Source organism: Janthinobacterium sp. FT14W (genome assembly GCF_009208755.1).
Classification (GTDB): domain Bacteria; phylum Pseudomonadota; class Gammaproteobacteria; order Burkholderiales; family Burkholderiaceae_D; genus Janthinobacterium; species Janthinobacterium violaceinigrum.
In genome coordinates this window covers 26,352-43,925 of record NZ_WFLL01000039.1, presented here as the reverse complement: position 1 = coordinate 43,925, position 17,574 = coordinate 26,352, and the positions used below count along the sequence as shown (strand labels likewise).

10 protein-coding genes are annotated in these 17,574 nt (G+C 66.9%); 2 read left to right on the top strand and 8 right to left on the bottom strand.

The annotated features are described in order from the left end of the window. Window position 1: 1 nt before the first annotated feature. Both GCN74_RS21970 and GCN74_RS21965 read left to right on the top strand, forming a co-directional pair. Window positions 2-4,447 carry an OmpA family protein gene (locus GCN74_RS21970; protein ID WP_193317200.1) on the top strand — a complete coding sequence of 1,482 codons (4,446 nt, stop codon included), beginning with the start codon at window positions 2-4 and terminating at the stop codon, window positions 4,445-4,447. Window positions 4,448-4,608: 161 nt separating this feature from the next. Beyond that, window positions 4,609-5,349 (top strand): tetratricopeptide repeat protein, encoded by a 741-nt coding sequence (locus tag GCN74_RS21965; protein ID WP_152258644.1) that lies wholly within the window; start codon window positions 4,609-4,611, stop codon window positions 5,347-5,349. 27 nt (window positions 5,350-5,376) lie between these two features. On the opposite strand, the gene GCN74_RS21960 is transcribed toward GCN74_RS21965, so the two are convergent. The 8 genes from GCN74_RS21960 to GCN74_RS21925 all read right to left on the bottom strand — a co-directional run bounded on the left by GCN74_RS21960 (window position 5,377) and on the right by GCN74_RS21925 (window position 17,572). Further along, window positions 5,377-6,348: a hypothetical protein gene (locus tag GCN74_RS21960; RefSeq protein ID WP_152258643.1), complete on the bottom strand. Its 972-nt coding sequence runs from the start codon at window positions 6,346-6,348 to the stop codon at window positions 5,377-5,379. 131 nt (window positions 6,349-6,479) lie between these two features. After that, the gene (locus tag GCN74_RS21955) at window positions 6,480-9,596 is read right to left on the bottom strand and encodes an efflux RND transporter permease subunit (RefSeq protein WP_152258642.1); all 3,117 of its coding nucleotides are present in this window, start codon (window positions 9,594-9,596) and stop codon (window positions 6,480-6,482) included. An 8-nt stretch (window positions 9,597-9,604) separates the two neighbouring features. Continuing rightward, entirely contained in the window at window positions 9,605-10,777 is a 1,173-nt protein-coding gene (locus GCN74_RS21950) for an efflux RND transporter periplasmic adaptor subunit (RefSeq protein ID WP_152258641.1), read from the bottom strand. A gap of 13 nt (window positions 10,778-10,790) precedes the next feature. Next, window positions 10,791-12,212 carry an efflux transporter outer membrane subunit gene (locus GCN74_RS21945; RefSeq protein ID WP_152258640.1) on the bottom strand — a complete coding sequence of 474 codons (1,422 nt, stop codon included), beginning with the start codon at window positions 12,210-12,212 and terminating at the stop codon, window positions 10,791-10,793. Further along, window positions 12,209-12,931 carry a CerR family C-terminal domain-containing protein gene (locus GCN74_RS21940; RefSeq protein WP_152258639.1) on the bottom strand — a complete coding sequence of 241 codons (723 nt, stop codon included), beginning with the start codon at window positions 12,929-12,931 and terminating at the stop codon, window positions 12,209-12,211. Before GCN74_RS21940 ends, GCN74_RS21945 begins: the two co-directional genes overlap by 4 nt. 263 nt (window positions 12,932-13,194) lie before the next feature. Then, window positions 13,195-14,556, bottom strand: a complete 1,362-nt coding sequence (locus GCN74_RS21935) for a hybrid sensor histidine kinase/response regulator (protein ID WP_152258638.1) — start codon at window positions 14,554-14,556, stop codon at window positions 13,195-13,197. A gap of 142 nt (window positions 14,557-14,698) precedes the next feature. Further along, complete coding sequence (locus GCN74_RS21930; protein ID WP_152258650.1) at window positions 14,699-15,433, bottom strand: 2OG-Fe dioxygenase family protein; 735 nt, start codon at window positions 15,431-15,433, stop codon at window positions 14,699-14,701. Between the two features lie 105 nt (window positions 15,434-15,538). Beyond that, the gene (locus GCN74_RS21925; RefSeq protein ID WP_152258637.1) at window positions 15,539-17,572 is read right to left on the bottom strand and encodes a TonB-dependent receptor; all 2,034 of its coding nucleotides are present in this window, start codon (window positions 17,570-17,572) and stop codon (window positions 15,539-15,541) included. Window positions 17,573-17,574: the final 2 nt, after the last annotated feature.

Genomic DNA, 17,574 nt, shown 5'->3' with positions numbered 1-17,574 from the left:
CATGAACGTTAGCAATCAAGGCACCTTCAAAGCGGCGGCCAGGCCGGCCCCCAAGCGGCTCGTGTATTTGCTCGGCAGCATAGGCTTTGTCTGCCTGGGCGCGCATGCGCAAATGGCAGACGAGCACGCGCTGCGGGGAAAAATGCTGGACCGCGCTCAAAGCATGGGGGCGCAGCAGCCCTCGAGCGGGGAACAGGAGTCGCCCGCTTTCAGCGGCCTGGCGCCGTCCGGCCTGAGCCGCGCCGAGCGCCGCGTGATCCTGGAAGCGGTGCCGCCGGCCGTGCCGGCGCAGCAGAGCGTGACCTTCGACGACCTGCTGTCGGGCACCAATTTCGAGTCCGGCCGCGATGTGCTGCTGCCGGCCGCCACGGCCCGGCTTGACGCACTGGCCGCACGTTTGCGCGGCAAGCAGAAGGTGCGCGTGCAGGTGATCGGGCATACGGACAACCAGCGCATCGCCGCCTGGCTGAAGCCGACCTTCCCCACGAACCAGCATCTGTCGGAGGCGCGCGCGCTGGCCGTCACGGCCTATCTGATGCGTGCACTGGACTTGCCGGCATCGGCTTTTTCCGCCAGCGGCAAGGGCGAGAGCGAAGCGATCGCGTCGAACGCCACGCCGCAGGGCATGGCGCAGAACCGCCGCACGGAAATCCGCGCCTGGTACGAGGAAGCCGTGGAGCTGCCAGCCGTGCCCAGCGCGCCCGCCAGGCGCGTCGAGACGCTGGTGCAGGTCGACGATTGCGCCGTCGCCAGCCAGCTGGCCAACCGCGATGCGGCCTTCTCCATCAGCATAGACGGCGTGGCGCAGGACACCGATACGCCGCAGCAGGAGGCGGACCGCCAGCGCTGCGTCGACGTGGCGCTGGAGCGCTCCGACATCCAGGTCAAGTACGACCCCCTGAATGTGGCGCCGGCCTTGAATGTCTGGCTGGCGGCGCCCTACGCGCAGCGCCAGGCGCCCGTGCGTTTTGGCACGTACACCAATTACGCTTTTTTTCAGCAGCGCGCCGAGATCCGCATCTTTGCCAAGGGGCAGGGCACGCAGGAGCAGCCATTTGCCATCGTGCCTGCGACGATGGGTGTAGCGACGGCCTGGCAGGCGCCGGCCGATGCGCCGGAGCAGATCGGCTACCTGCTGCGCGTGTACGATAGTGGCGGCAAGTTCGACGAGACGCGTCTGCAGCCACTGCGCCTGCTCGATGCGGCGCCGCCCGAAGCGCCGGGCAAGAAGGCCGGCGACGACGCCCTGGCCGGCTGGGGCGAGTCGAGCCTGATCCTGCGCAATATCGATGCCGCGGGCGGCAGCGTCACCATCAGCGGCGAGAAGATCAAGCCCGGCCAGCAGGTGACGGCGCTGGGGATGGTCGTGCCCGTCGACGCCGGCGGCAAGTTCGCCATGCGCCAGATCATGCGTCCTGGCCCGCATACGGTGGAAGTGGCCGTGAAGGATGGCAGCGGGGCCGGCATGACCTTCCGCCGCAACCTGAACATCGCCGACAGCGACTGGTTCTATGTGGCGCTGGCCGACCTGACCATTGGCCGCGACCGCACCAAGGGACCGGCCGAACTGGTCACGGGCGACACGCAGCACTACCGGAACGAGACCTGGGCCGACGGCCGCGGCGCGTTTTACCTGAAGGGCAAGATCAAGGGCGACTATCTGCTGACGGCCAGCGCCGACACGCGCGAACAGCCGCTGCGCGACCTGTTCCACAACTTCCAGAGCAAGGATCCGAACTACCTGCTGCGCCGCATCGATCCGGACAAATACTATCCCGTGTACGGCGACGACAGCACCACCGTCGACGATGCGCCTACCCAGGGGCGCTTTTACGTGCGCCTGGAAAAAGGCGATTCCTCCGTCATGTGGGGGAATTTCCAGACCACCTGGAGCGGCTCGGAACTGGCCCAGTACAGCCGCGGCCTGTATGGCGCCAATCTGCTGTGGAATGGCGCCGCCAGCACCAGCCATGGCGAAAAGGCCAGCACGGTCAACGCCTTTGCCGCTTCGCCGGGTACCCTGCAGTCGCGCGAGGAATTTCGCGGCACGGGCGGTTCGCAATACTATCTGCGCCACCTGGACCTGACGCAGGGGTCGGAACGCCTGTGGGTGGAAGTGCGCGACAAGGATTCGGGCCTGGTGATCGAGCGCATCCAGCTGACGCCCTCGCAGGACTATGAGATCAACTACCTGCAGGGCCGCCTGACCTTGCGCTCGCCGCTGTCCTCCGTGGCCGATGGCGGTGCGCTGGTGCAAAGCGCGAGCTTGAGCGGCAACCCCGTGTACCTGGTGGCGACGTATGAATATGTGCCGGGCCTGAGCGCCATTTCCGGCACCTCGGTGGGCGTGCGCGCCAGCCACTGGTTCAACGACCATGTGCGCATCGGCGCCAGCAATTACCACCAGGGCGAACAGGGTTCGGACCAGACCCTCAAGGAGCTGGACCTGACCTTGCGCTACAGGCCGGGCACCTGGATCAAGGCCGAGGCAGCCCGTTCCAGCGGCGACGCCAGCAGCGTGCTCAGTTCATCGAGCGGCGGCTTCGATTTCAACCAGACGACGGCGGGCGGCCGCCCCGCCAACGCGAAGCGCTTCGACGGCGCGCTGGACCTGGCCGACCTGGGCGGCGCGGCGCGCGGCCGCATCGCCGCCTACTGGCAGGACCGCGAAGCCGGTTACGCGGGACCGGGCATGCAGACCCTGAACGGCGAAGCCGTGCGGCAAACGGGCCTGGCGGCGACCGTGCCGCTGGGCGAGCGCACGGAAGTGTCGCTGAAGGCGGATGACCGCACGGCCACCAGCCAGGATGCGCGCGCCGTGGAAGCGGCGCTGCGCCACAAGCTCGATGCCGAGTGGGGCGTGTCGGCTGGCATGCGGCACGACCGCCGCGACAATGCGATCGGCAGGGACAATGCCAGCGCCATCCTGAGCCAGGATGGCGGGCGCAGCGACGCCGTGCTGCGCGTCGACTATCGGCCGCTGCAGCAGGGCCAGCAAGCCCGGGACGGCGCGCTGGAAAGGACGCCGGCATCGAACGCCGTGCCGCAGCCGGGACTGCAGGGCGGCATCACGGGCCAGCTGGTGACGCAGGGCCGCGAGGCGGGCATGGCCGGCGGTCCGCAGTACGGCCCCGACACCACGCTCGCTTCCGGCGTGGCTTCGGCGCGCGTGGCAGGATTGCTGTACGCGCCGTGGGACATGTACGGCTTCGTGCAGCATACCTTGTCGCGCAGCGGCAACCGCGCCCTGAATGACCGCGCGGGACTGGGCGGCACCTACCAGGCGAGCGAGCGCCTGCGCCTGGGAGCGGAAGCGTCGGGCGGCAGCGGCGGCGCGGGCGGTCAGCTGTTCGGCAACCTGCAGATGGATGAACGCAGCAGCGTCTACCTGAACTACCGCATGGAGACGGAAACGCCGGATGTGAACTACAGCGGCCGCCAGTCTACCTTGACGGCGGGCAGCCGCTATCGCCTGAGCGACAGGGCGGGCCTGTTTGCGGAAAGCCGCTGGGGCAATGGCGCGGGGCCGCAAAGCTTGACGCACGCGTTCGGCGTGGACCTGGCGCCCACCGAGCGCTGGACCACGGGCATCAAGTTCGAGACGGGCACCCTGTCGAATCCCCTGTCGGGCGACTTGAAGCGCGACGCCATCGGCCTGACGGCGGCGTATGCCTACGAGCGGCTGAAATTTTCCAGCGCGCTGGAGTTCCGCACGGACCGCACGAAGTCGCTGGGGACCGTGGAGGGCAGTTGCGCCACCGTGCCGGCCGACGGCGGCTGCGCCACGGACGCAAACAGCGAACATCGCAAGGTGTGGCTGACGCGTAATGCGCTGAGCTACCAGCTGGACCGCGATTGGCGCCTGCTGGGCAAGTTCAACCTGTCGCGCAGCAGCTCCACGCGGGGCGCATTCTACGATGGCGACTACACGGAAGTGGTGACGGGAGCGGCCTACCGTCCCGTCGACAACGACCGCTGGAACACCCTGTTCAAGTACACGTACTTTTACAACCTGCCATCGCCAGGCCAGGTGGACGGCGTCACGGGCGGGGTGCTCGACTACACGCAGAAAAGCCATATCCTGAATGCCGATACGACCTATGACGTGCGGCCGTGGCTGTCCGTGGGCGGCAAGTTCGGCGTGCGCACGGGCCAGTTGCGGGCGTCGAAGACGCAAGGCGAGTGGTTCTCCAGCCGCGCGGAATTGCTGGTGCTGCGCGCCGACTTCCATATCGTCAAGGAGTGGGATGCGCTGATCGAGGCGCGCCGGCTGAAGGCGCGCGAGGCGGGCGATGCGCGCGCCGGCGCCCTGATCGGCGTCTACCGGCATGTGGCAAAGCACGCCAAGATCGGCATCGGCTACAACTTCACGACCTTCTCGGACGACTTGACGGATCTGTCGTATCGCAGCCGGGGCTGGTTCCTGAACGCCATCAGCACGTTCTGACGCCGATAGACGCAGCAGGGAAGCAGGACGGTCGCGCGGCTGTCCTGCTTTCGCCGCTCGCGCGTCTCCCCGGCGGGCTTGTCGGGGCGGCCGGTGTAATATTGAGCCAGGGAAAGCTGCGGCATGGTGCCAGCGGCTCCCGTCACGAACGAGGTTGCAAGATGACGATTTTTGGCATAGGCATCCACATCCTGATCGCGCTGTTTTTTGCGATTCACGTGGTGCGCAACGGGCAGCAGCTGTACTGGCTGCTCATTTTATTCATGTTCCCGCTGCTGGGCAGCGTGGTGTATTTCTTCGCCATTTACCTGCCCAATTCGCGCCTGCCGCAAGGCGCGCGCAAGGTCGCGTCGGTGGCCGTGCAGGTGCTCGACCCGAACCGCGAATTGCGCGAGGCGAAGGCCGCCTTCGAGTACACGCCGACGGCGCAGAACCAGATGCGCCTGGCCAGCGCATTGCTGGAAGCGGGCGATGCGCAGGAAGCGGCATCGACGTATGAAGCCTGCCTGCAGGGCGCCTTTTCCTCGGACCTGGAAATCCGCCTGGGCGCGGCACGCGCCTACCTGGAATGCGGGCGCGGCGCCCAGGCCTTGACGCACCTGGAATTCATCCGCCGCAGCGACATCCATTTCCGTCCCGAGCTGGTGTCCCTGCTGACGGCGCGCGCGCTGGCGCAAAGCGGGCGCCAGCCGGAGGCGAAGGCGGAATTCGACGATGCGCTGACCCGTTACGGCAGTTTCGACTGCCGCGCCGAGTATGCGATCTGGGCCCTGCAGCAGGGCGACAAGGTGCTGGCCGAGCGCCTGTGCGCCGATATCGACAGCACCATGGCCCGCTGGAGCAGCCATACGCGCTCGATGTATGCGCCGCTGCTGGCGCGCCTGGAGGCGGCGCGCCGGTAGTTGCCGGCCCCCATGACGGTGGCTGGCTTATACGCCAGGCACCGTGTTCTTCCCTTCGACTAATTTATACCCCTTGCCATCGAAGGCATAGCGCGCGTGGCCGTTCAGGGGCGTGGCGATGCGCGGCGGGTCCTGGTCCGGCTTGACCGTCACATTGGGCTTGATCTTCTCGGACGCGCCCTTGAAATCGATCAGCAGGTCATCGTAGCTGCCGCCATTGCGCGCTGGCGCAAAGCGCCAGCTGCCTGCCACCATCCAGCATTCATCCATGTCCGGCGTGCAGGCGCCCATATTGTCCGAGTACAGGTCGATGCCGCCATCGAGCGCCGTCACCTTGCCGTCGCCGATTTCAAACAGGGCCAGTTGCGTGATGGTGTAGCCCTGGCCCGTATAGCCATGGCGGATCGCCAGTCCCGGCTTGTTCGCACCCAGCATGACCCAGTGGACCTCGCCCAGCTGCCCCGACGAACCCAGGGCGGCGATGTTTTCCAGCCGTTTCACCACTTGCCACTGGCCGTCTTCCGGCTGGCCCTTGGGTGCCAGGAAAAACACGTTCAACAGCCCCGACGAGGCGTGCGCCGATTCCGCCGTGCCTTCCGTGTTGGCCGTTTCCGCATTCGCCACCAGGATGGCGCGGCCATCGGGCAGCAGCTTGTGGCTGACGGCGCTGACGACGTAACTGAGCTTGTCGACATGGTTGTCGGGATCGGACAGGTCGGCCAGCGCATCGTCGCTGTCGCTGCGGTAGTCGTCGCCGAAGACGGCGCGCATCATGCCCGCTTCCCGCTTGCGCGCCTGCGGCGTGTTCATTTCGTCCGTCTTGGGCGCGGTGGCGGCCGGCGGCGGCACGTGCCCGGACGGTGCCACGTCGGCAGCGCTGGCGGGGACGTCGGCTGCCACGTCAGCTGCCACGTCGGCGCTGGCGGGGGCGGTCTTGTCCGAGCAGGCGCCGAGCAGTGCGGATGCCAGCAGCAGGGCGAGCGGGGTGCGGTAATTCATAGGCAGGGCAGATTGCGTTCATTGAGAATGGGCGCAGTATGCCAGATAGATGGAAGCGAGGGAGCGCGGCCTGCCGGCCGGTCCTTCGCTTCCTTGCCCGCAGGGGGCGATTTTGTAGACAACTGCGGCGCTTATTTTTCCAGTACCACCTGCTCATCGCGCCGCAGGGGCGCCTTGTGGCGGCGCAGTTTCGCCATGCCGCGCTTGAGCAGGTGCTCGAGGTCGTCGATGTAGGTGAACACGGCAGGCACCACCAGCAGGCTGAGCAAGGTCGACGTGATCAGGCCGCCGATGACGGTGATGGCCATCGGCGAACGGAAGCTGGGGTCGGCGCCCCAGCCCAGCGCCAGCGGCATCATGCCGGCGCCCATGGCGATCGTCGTCATCAGGATGGGCCGGCTGCGCTTGTGGCAGGCGTCGACCAGCGCATCGAAGCGGTTCATGCCGGCCTGGCGCGCCAGGATCGCATAGTCGACCAGCAGGATCGAGTTCTTGGTGACGATCCCCATCAGCATGATCAGGCCGATCATCGACGGCATCGACAGGGCGCTGCCCGTAATCAGGAGGGCCACGAAGGCGCCGCCGATGGACAGCGGCAGCGCCGCCAGGATGGTCACCGGCTGCATGAAGTCCTTGAACAGCAGCACCAGCACGCAATAGATGCACAGCACGCCGATCAGCATGGCCAGGCCGAAGCTGGCGAACAGCGAGGCCATCTCCTGCGCGTCGCCCAGTTCGGCGATCTTCACGGACGGCGGCAGATTCTTCATCGACGGCAGCGCGCGCGCTTCCTCGTTCAATTCGCCCAGGGTGCGCGAACCGAGTTCCACGTCGAGGGTCACGTTGCGGCTGCGGTTCAGGCGGTCGATCTGCGCGGGGCCGCTTTCCATCGTCACGCTCGCCACGTTCGCCAGGCGCACGGGGCCATTCTTGCCCGGCACGGTCAGGCGCTCGATGGCGGCCAGGTCGGCGCGCACGCTGTTGGGCAGCTTGACGCGGATCGGCACCTGCCGCTCGGGCAGGTTCATCTTCGTCAGGTCCGTGTCGTAGTCGCCGGCCGTGGCCACGCGCACCGTCTCGCCGATGGCTGCCGCCGTCACGCCCAGGTCTGCCGCCTTGGCAAAATCAGGGCGCACGATGATCTCCGGGCGCACCAGCGAAGCGCTGGAATTGACGTTGCCGATGCCTTTCAGGCCGCGCAGCTCGCGCTCGACCTTCTGTGCCGCCGTCGTCAAAGCCACGGGGTCTTCCGAGCGCAGCACCAGCTGCATCTTGACGCCCGTGTCGGGTGGCCCCACCGTGAAGCGGGCGCCCGGTATCGTATCGAGCTTCTGGCGCAGCTGCGTTTCCAGGCCCGCCATCGATTCCTTGCGCTCCGTGCGGTGCACGGTGGTCAGGGTCAGCACGGCGCGGCGCGCTTCGGCCGCCGCGCCGGGCGCGAAGGCGTCGCCGCTGGAGCCGCCGCCTATCGAACTGAAGACGCCCTTGATGCCGGGCGTGCGCATGGCCGCATCGCGCGCCATGGCCGCCACGGCCTGCGTTTCGGCCAGGGTGGAGCCGGGCGGCAGTTCCAGGTTGATCTGCGTCTGCGCGCGGTCGGCGGCCGGCACGAACCCCGTCGGCAGCAGCGGCACGAGTGCGATGGCGCCGACAAAGAACAGGGCTGCGGCGATGGCCGTGGTGCCGCGGTGGTTCAGGCACCAGCGCATGACCTTCAGGTAGCGCGTCATCAGCCAGCCATCCTGTTCTTCCTTGTGCGGCAGCGGTTTCAGGATGTAGGCGGCCATCATCGGCGTGAGCAGGCGCGCCACCACCAGCGAGGCCAGCACGGCCAGCACGGCCGTCCAGCCGAACTGCTTGAAGAACAGGCCTGGAATGCCGCTCATGAAGGCCGTCGGCAGGAACACGGCCACCAGCGCGAAGGTGGTGGCGATCACCGCCATGCCGATTTCGTCGGCCGCTTCCATGGCCGCTTCCATGGGCGACTTGCCCATGCGCAGATGGCGCTCGATGTTTTCGATTTCCACGATGGCATCGTCGACCAGCACGCCGACGACCAGCGCCAGCGACAGCAGGGTGACGGTATTGAGCGTGTAGCCGAACCAGTAGATGCCGAGGAAGGCCGGCATCACGGACAGGGGCAGGGCGGCTGCGGCGACCAGGGTGGCGCGCCAGTCGCGCAGGAACCACCACACCACCAGCACGGCCAGCAGCGCGCCTTCGTACAGCAGCTCCATCGAGCCGTCGAAGTTTTCCTCGACGGGGAAGGCATTGTCGATCGATTGCTGCAGCACGACGCTGGGGTTTTCCCTCTGCAGGTCGGCGATGGCCGCGCGCGCGCCCTTGGCGACGGCCACTTCGCTGGCGCCCTTGGTGCGGAACACCTCGAAGGCGACTACGCTCTTGCCATCCTGCTCGGCCAGCGCGCGCGGCTCGGCGATGGTGTCGCGCACGGTGGCCACCTGGTCCAGGCGCACGTGGCGCCCGTCCGGCAGCGGCACTTCCACGCGCGACAGTTCATCGGCCGTCTTGACGGTGGCGATGGTGCGCACCGATTGTTCGGCGCCGCTGATGTCGCCCCGCCCGCCGGGCGCTTCGCGCTGCACCAGGCGCAGCTGGCGCGAGACGTCGAGGGCCGACACTTTCAGCGCCGCCATGCGCGCTTCGTCGAGCTCCACCTGGATCTCGCGGTAGACGCCGCCCACGCGGGTGACGGCGCCCACGCCGGGCACCGTCAAGAGGCGCTTGGCCACCGTGTTGTCGACGAACCAGGACAGGTCGGGCGCGTCGAGCGGATTGTCGACGCCCCCTTTCGCCGTGGCGATGAAGGTCAGCACCACGCGTCCGGCCGTGGACGCCTTGGTGACGGTGGGGTCGCGCAGTTCGGCCGGCATGTCCGCCTTGACGCGGGCGACGGCGTCGCGCACGTCGTTGACGGCTTCGGCGATCTGCTTTTCCAGGATGAATTCGACGGTCACCGTGACGACGCCGTCGAGCACCTTGGTATAGATGTTTTTCACGCCTTGCAGGGTGGCGACGGAGTCTTCGATCTTGCGCGCCACTTCCGTTTCCAGCTGGGCCGGGGCGGCGCCGGGCAGCACCGCGCTGACGGTGACGATGGGCAGTTCGATGTCGGGGAAATCCTGCACCGGATTGGCCTTGTAGGCCAGCAAGCCGGCCAGGGTCAGCAGCGCGAACAGCATGATGGCCGGGATCGGATTCTTGATCGAGAGGGAGGAAAAGTTCATGGCTGGCCTTACTTTTTCGCGGCCACGGTGGCCGGCGCAGCGGGCTTGGCCGCCGCTGGTGTCGCCACATTGCGTACCAGGTCGCCGTCATTGAGGAAGCCTGCGCCGCTGACGACGATGGTGGTATCGGCCGTGATGCCTTGCGTGATCTCGATGCGGTCGCTCAGGCGCCGCCCGGCCTGCACCTTGATCTGGCTGACGCGCTGGTCGGCATTCAGGCGGAAGACGTAGCTGAAGCCATCGCGCACGGCAATCGCCTGCTGCGGCACCGTCAGGGCGCCCGACGTGCCCAGTTCAAATTCGCCGCTGGCGTACATGCCGGCCTTGAATGGCGCATTGTTGCCGCTGCTGGCCGGCAGGTCCACGTACACGAGGGCGGAGCGGGTCTGCGGATCGACGGTCGGGGCGATCATGCGCACCTTGCCCGTCAAAACGCTGCCATTGGATGCCTTGATCTGCGCCAGGGTGCCCGGTTTCAGGTTCAGCAGCTCGGTGGCCGTCACTTCGGCGCGCCATTCGAGGCGGCCCTGGCGGATCATGCGGAACAGTTCCGTGCCGGCGCCCACGACGGAGCCGACGGTGGCCGAGCGCGCAGAGATGATGCCGCTGTCGGGCGCCACCACCTGCGTGTATTTCAGACGCAGCTGCTGCGACGCCAGCTGCGCCTTGGCGGACGCGATGCGCGCGTTGGCCGTCTGTTCGGCCGTCAGGTACTGGCTGATCTGCTGCGCGCTGATGGCGCCCGTGCTTTGCAGCGAGCGGGCGCGCTGCGCGTTGGCCGCCGCTTCCGCCGCATTCGCTTCCGCTTCCAGCACCGCCGCTTTCGCCTGCGCCACGTCGGCATTGACCGTGTCGTTCGAGAATACGGCCAGCACCTGGCCGGCGCGCACCACGTCGCCGACATTCACGCGCACCTCGGTGAGGCGCAAGCCGTTCGATTCGCTGCCGATGACGGCTTCCTGCCAGGCGGCCACGTTGCCGTTGGCGTTCAGCTTGATGGGCAGGCTGGCCGTCTGCGGCTTGGCCGTGGTGACGGTGAGGGCCGGTTTCTGCGCCGCGTGCTTGTCTTTGGCGTCGCCGGCCGCCGTGGAGGCCGATGGGTACAGGGCCACGCCCGCGCCCAGCACCACGCACAGGGCGGCAAGGGCGAGCGCCATGGGTTTCAAGGTCAGTTTTTTCATGTTGTCGTATCCGTCAGGGGGCGTTGTGGGCGATGGCGTTGGCGCTGCTGCTGTTCCAGCCGCCGCCGGCGGCGCGGTACAGCGCTACCCAGGCGGCGCTGCGTTCGCGCTCCAGGTTGACCACGGTGTTTTCGGCGGCCAGGCGCGTGCGGCGCGCGTCTTCCAGTTCGATCAGGCTGGCCAGGCCATTCCTGTAGCGGTCCTCGGTGGCGACAAACGACACGCGGTAGCCTTCCAGCGCCGTTTTTGCGTGGCCGCTGCGCTCGTCCGTGCTGGCCAGGTTGAGCAGTGCCTCTTCCACTTCGCGCACGGCCTGGCGCACGCCGGCGCGGTACTTGACCACGGCTTCGTCGTAGCGCGCCGTGGCCGCATCGACCTGGGCGCGGCGGGTGCCGCCGTCGAAGATGGGCAGGCTGACGGCCAGCGGGCCGATGCTCCAGGTGCTGGCCGTGATGCTGCTGCCGCCGGAGCGGATATTGCCCTTGCCGATGGAACCGGCCAGGCTCAGGCGTGGATAGCGCTGCGCCTGCGCGCCGCGCACTTCGAAGCTGGCGGCCGCCACTTCGCGTTCGGCGCTGTAGATGTCGGGACGCTGGCCCAGGGTTTGCGCCGGCAGTGCGGCAATCGCCACGGGCGAGGGCAGGATGGCGGGGCTGGCCGCCAGCTTCTGGCGCAGCGACGCTTCCGGCATGGCCGACAGGGCCACCAGCGCCTTGACGTTCACGTCGCAGGCGGCGCGCTGCTCGATGGCGCGGCTGGCGCCTTCCGCGGCGCTGGCGCGGGCCAGGGCCGCGTTGGCAGGCGGCTGGAAGCCGGCGCCGGCGCTCAGTTCCGTCAGGCGCGCCGAGTCGCGGCGCGAGACGGCATCCTGTTCCGCCACTGCCTGCAATTGCTGGCAGGTGCGCAAGGCATAGTACTGGTTCGCCACTTCGGCCGCCACGGAAACGCGGGCGTCATGCCAGCCCGCGCGCGCGCTGTCGTAGCGCTCCTGCGCCGCATCGCGCGTGGCGCGGTTGGCGCCAAACACGTCGATTTCCCACGACGCCTGCAGGGCCGCCTGCGAGGTGGTGCCGCCGGGCTGCGCCGACTGCTGGCTGGTGCGCACCACGCTGCCTGTCGCGTCCAGCGCGGGCGCCAGCGCGGCGCCGCCGGCGACCCGGTCCGCGCGCGCCTGCACGATGCGCGTGCTGGCGGCGGCGATGCTGGGGCTGACCTGCTGCGCGTCGGCGATCAGTTCCACCAGCAGGCCATCGCCCTGGTGCTGCCACCAGCTGGCCAGGTCCGTCAGGCTGCCGTTATGCGGCAGCGGCGCCTGCCACTGCGCGGGCGCGCTGGCCGACACCGCCGCGGGCGGCCCCTGCAGGGCGCAGCCACCCAGTGCCAGCACGATGCTGGCGGCCAGGGCGCGTTGAACGGTGCATCGAATAGTCGTCATGCTTGTCCTTCTGCTTGTCGTTGGGCGGTAGGGGGGGAAAGGGCCAGGCGCTGGCGTTCCACGTCGGCCATGGCCAGCGCATAGTCGGTCATGCGCGCCAGCCAGGTATCGATGGCGCGCGGCGTTTCCAGCAGCTGCGGGCGCAGGGTGTGCAGCACCTCGGCGCCGACCATGTGCTGCAGGGCCAGCGAGGCGATGGAGAAGGCCAGGCGGTGCATGTCGTCGCTGTCGTCGGGGGCGCCCAGGTGGCGCGCCAGCACGCGCGTGAGCGCTTCGTGCTCGGGACGGATGTTCTGGTCGATCTCGCGTGCCCACAGGCCCGTCGGCTCGAGCATCTCGCGGCACCACAGGCGCATGCAGTCGCGCGCGATCTCGCCCTGCTGCATGGGGGCCAGCAGCTGCGCATAAAAGCCTTCCAGGCTTTGGCGCAGGGTGAAATGCGGTTGCTCGTACAGGGCGATATTGTCTTGCGGGTTGGCCGACTGCTGGGCGAAGGCGGCGCGGTACAGGCCCGCCTTGTCGCCAAAATAGTAGCTGATGGCGGCCGCGTTCGTGCCGGCCGCCTGCGCCAGTTCGCGCGTGGAGGTCTTGGCGTAGCCCTGTTCGGCAAACAGGCGGATGGCGCTATGCAGCAGCCGCTCGCGCGATTGTTCGCCATCGGAACGGGGTTTGCGCCCGTCGTCGGTATGTGGGGTGTGGGAAATGTTCTTTTCAATCATGCCGGAGATTTAAACACATATCTCAAACGTTTGATATAACTAAATCACTTGATTTAGTTAAGGAAAGATGAAGATGAGGAAAACGCGGGCAAAAAAAAGCCCGCGGTTGTATTCGCGGGCGTAATCCAATGTTCGGAGAACGAATTGGAGGAGACAGTTCCACTATAGCGCTAAAAATGGTGCGGTGCAATACAGTAGAACTACGGTATCAGGCTCTCCCAGGCCGTAAAAAAAGCAGACTTCATGTTGCGGTGCACAGAAAGTCAGGCTTTGCTGCGCAGGGCCAGCGTAAATGTGCTGCCCGAGCCGTAGTCGCTGTTGAAGAACAGGGCGCCGCCGATGGCGTTGGCCAGGTTCTGGCACAGGTACAGGCCCAGTCCCGCGCCTTCCACGTGGCGCGTGGAGGTGGAATCGAGCTGCGAGAAGGCCTGGAACAGCTTGGCCTGGTCTTCTTCCTTGATGCCGGCGCCGCTGTCGGCGATGCTCATTTCCGTCACCAGCACGTCGTCTTCCTCGCGCTGGGCCAGGCTGATGCGTACCGTGCCCTGTTCCGTGAACTTGATGGCGTTGTTGAGCAGGTTGATGAGGATTTGCGTCAGCGCGCGGCGGTCAGTATCGATGATGGCGGGCGGCTGGCCGTCTTCTCCCAGCGCCATTTCCAGGACCAGGCCCTTTTGCTGGGCCAGGGGGCGCAGGGTATCGGCCACTTCGGCCATCAGTTCCTGGCAGTGCACGGGTTCGATCGACAGGGTCAGCTTGCCCGCCTCGATCTTGGCCACGTCGAGGATGTCGTTGATCAGCGAGAGCAGATGGCGCGCGCTGGCGCGGATGGTGTTGAGCTGCTTGTCCTGGTCGGACGTCAGGGGGCCGGGCAGTTTCATCAGCAGCGCGCCCGTAAACCCGATGATGGCGTTGAGCGGCGTGCGCAGTTCGTGCGACATGTTCGCGATGAAGGCCGACTTCATGCGGCTGGCCTCGGCCAGCTCCAGGTTTTTCAGGGCGATCTCGCGGTTGATGGTTTCCAGTTCGGCCGCATGGTGCGCCAGGCGCATGTTCAGCTCGATCACCTGGCGTTCGCGCGCCTGCAGTTCGCCGTTGACCTGCACCGCCTGCTCATAGGTGGAAATGAGCAGGTCGAGGATCTGCTGGCGTTCCGCATTGATGAAATGCTTCTGGTCGCCCAGGTACAGGGCGATGCCGATTTCCACATTCTGGTTCTTGCGCAGCTTCTGGTTCATCAGCATGTGGCTGATGCGGTTGAGCAGGTAGTCTTCCGCGTAGGGCTTGCGGATGAAATTGTCGGCGCCGCACTCGATGCCGCGGATGATGTCCTTCGGGTCGTTGAGCGAGGTGACGAGGATCACGGGAATGTCGCGCAGGGTCGGGTCGGACTTGATGGCGCGGCACAGGTCGTAGCCATTCATTTCAGGCATGACGATATCGGACAGCACCAGGTGCGGCTTGCGTTCGCGGATGGCGGCCAGGGCCAGCTGGCCGTTGGCCGCCACGCGCGCATTGTAGTGCAGGGACTGGATCAGGCGGCGCAGGCGCTCCGCCTGGGTCGGGCTATCCTCGACGATCAGGATCTCGATTTCGTCAGGCTTGATTTGGTTGTTGGAGTCCACAGACCTCTCCTAGAATTTCAGTGTGGTGATGCTGGGCGCGGTGAGCGCGCAATATCGACATCCTGTGACTATATCGGATTTAGGTCTGTAAAAGTAACTTCCAAGTAACTATTTTGGCCACAGGGAATGCTGTGGCCGCTTGTCAATTCTCGCCCTGGAACTGGCCCGCGCGATAGGTGAGCACGAGCGTATCGCGGTGGCCATGTTCGCCGATGGGCTGGATCGGCGTCGATTCATGGATCACGGCGGCATCGTCGAGCAGCAGCAGCGACCACGGCTCCGTCAGGGTAAAGCGCTTGCCGTTGGGACCGTTGGCTTCGAAGATGCGCGTCTCGCCGCCCTTGATCTGTTCGCGCCCGATCAGCAGCACGGCGACGAAATCGACGCCGTCGCGGTGCGCGCCTTCCGGCGTGGGGCGGCCGATGCCATCGGTCGTATCGATGCGGAACTGGTGCGCCTCGATGAACCACGGCTGCTGTCCCTTGGCCTGGGAGCAGGCGTCGCCCAGCGCGCGGATCAGCTGCTGCCAGGCGGCCTGCGCGACCACGGACGGCTCGACCGGCTCGAACAGCCGGTGCATGCCGCCGTGCAGGGCGTTGTATTCCACCGGTTGCCAGTGCGGACGGTGCGCCGTCTGCGTCAGGCGCCCGCCATCCTGCACGAAGCACGAGTGGCGCCGGCGGCGGTAGCGGCCGCCATCCTTCAGGTAATTGTCCAGCGCCAGCGCGTTCCAGCTGGGCTCGAGCGCGCGCAGCGCGGCCAGCGGGCAGCCGGCCAGCGCGGCCACGTCCTGCGGGCGCAAGACGGCATAGCCGTCATCGCGCAAGGCATCCTTGACGCGGGACGGGTCGGTAAAGATCGGTGCGGAAGTGCTCATGGCGGTGCGGGCCGGCATGCGGCCGGTATCAGTTTATCCAGCCTGGCATTCTACGACTTCGCGGCAACTCTTGTGCTGGGTCCGACAGGAATTATTCTTGTTGAGTTAAAAATTCTTTACCAGGGTCAGGCGCAGCGAGCGTGATTCCACCGGATGGAAGTGGATATCGTCGACGGGCTGCGCTTCGCCGGGCAGGCGCGAGGCATAGTAGTAATCGATGGCCGAGTCGCGCCGGTTGGCCAGGTTGTAGCCTTCCAGCTCCACGCGCAAGGTCTTGTCGACCTGGTAGGCGATGCGCCCGTTCAAGCCCACGCTGGCCGCCGAACGCACGCTGTTGTCTTCAATGAGGGGGCGCGGGCCGAAGTAGCGCATGCGCAGGGAGCCCGACCATGGTCCGGACGGCGTCACCGTCATGGCCAGCTGGGCCACGCCTTCGATGGCGCCCGGGATGTAGTCTCCCGCCGGGTCGCTGCCGCGCGAGCGTGCCCGCGCATAGGCGAGGTCCAGGTCCAGCGACAGCCAGCTGGCCGCCTTGTAGTAGCTGGAAAACTCGACGCCGTAGCGGCGGCTGGGGCGGCCCGCCTCGGTGGCGCCGGCATCGCCGATGAACAGCAGCTCGGAATCGAAGTCCAGCCGGTACAGCGACAGCGACGTTTGCAGGCCGGCGATGGCGGCGCTGCGCAAGCCCAGTTCCAGGCCGCGCGAGCGCACCAGGGGCGTGACCTTGTCGGCCGCCTCGCCCGTCTTCGGGTCCACCGTGATCGTCGTGCCGCGCGCGTCGTTGCTGTGAAAACCATTGCCAATGTTGATATACGCTTCCGTATCGCGCCATGGACCGGCGATCACGCTCAGGCTGGGACTGAACAAATGGTCGCTGGCCTGGCCCGAATTGGCGGCGCGGTCGCTGCGCACGTCGAAGCGGTAGGCGTCCGCGCGCAGGCCGGCCACGGTGCGCAGCCAGCGCGACCAGCGCGTGCTGTTTTCGCCATACACGCCGATGCTGCTTTCAACGATATGGTCCTGCCGCGTGCTCGATACGATCTGCCGCTGCCGCGTGTTGTACAGGCCATTGTGGATATTGTCGTTCTGTAGCTGCAGGCCGATTGTGGTGTCGCTGCTGCCCCTGTCCGTGTGGCGGTGCCAGGTGTGGCTGGCATCGAGGCCGGCCGTCACGCGCCGGTCGGGCTGGGCGAACTGGTCGCCGTTGCCGGGGTCCTCCATCGCATACGTAAAATTCGAGAACAGGGCCAGGCGGTTGGCGATCACGTAGGCGCTGACCCTGGACGAGACGTCGTCCGTCGTCTGGCGCCAGGCGCCGGACAGGCTGTAGCGCTGCGCCTTGCCGCCGTCGCTGGCATCGATGGCGTCGAAGCGGCCCAGCGTGCCGTCCTGCACGGCGCGCAGCGGAATCTGGTCGGTGGCATTCCAGCTGGCGTCGTACGCCATGGCCGTGACGTTGTAGCCGTTGTTGGCATAGCCTTCGCTGTAGCGCAGCACGCCATTGAGCTTGCGGTAGCGGTCCGGCTGCGTGAACGGGCCATCGTTGTGCTGCGCTTCGAGCGCGTACAGCAGGCTGCCGTCGCCCGCATCGGGCGAATCGGCCAGCAGGGCGCGGCGAAAGCCGTTCTGCCCGATGCCCACGCTGGCGATGCCCTGCGTCAGGCGGTTCGCGTAGATGACGGAGGCCGCTCCGGCCGAGGAAAAATCGCCTTGCGCCGCCGAATACGGCCCTTTTTTGTAATCGAGGCGCATGGCCAGTTCGGGGATCAGGAAGTTCAGGTCCGTCCAGCCCTGTCCGTGGCCATGGCTGCGCTGGTTGACGGGCATCTCGTCGACGGTGGTGCGCAAGTCCGTGCCGTGGTCGAGGTTGAAGCCGCGCAGGTAAAACTGGTTGGCCTTGCCTTCGCCGCTATGCTGGCTGACGATCAGCCCCGGTACGGCTTCGAGCAGTTCGCCGGGCCGGTAGCTGGTGCGCGCATCGAGCTGCTTTTGCGTGACGCTGCCCGCGTTGGCCGAATCGGCCACGCCCAGCTGGTTCAGGCGCGAACCGTCGACCAGTACGCGCTGGAAGATGTCGTCGGCGTGGGCGGCAGGTAAAAACAGGGCGGCGAGGAGGAGGGGAAGGTGGCGTGGCGTCATGG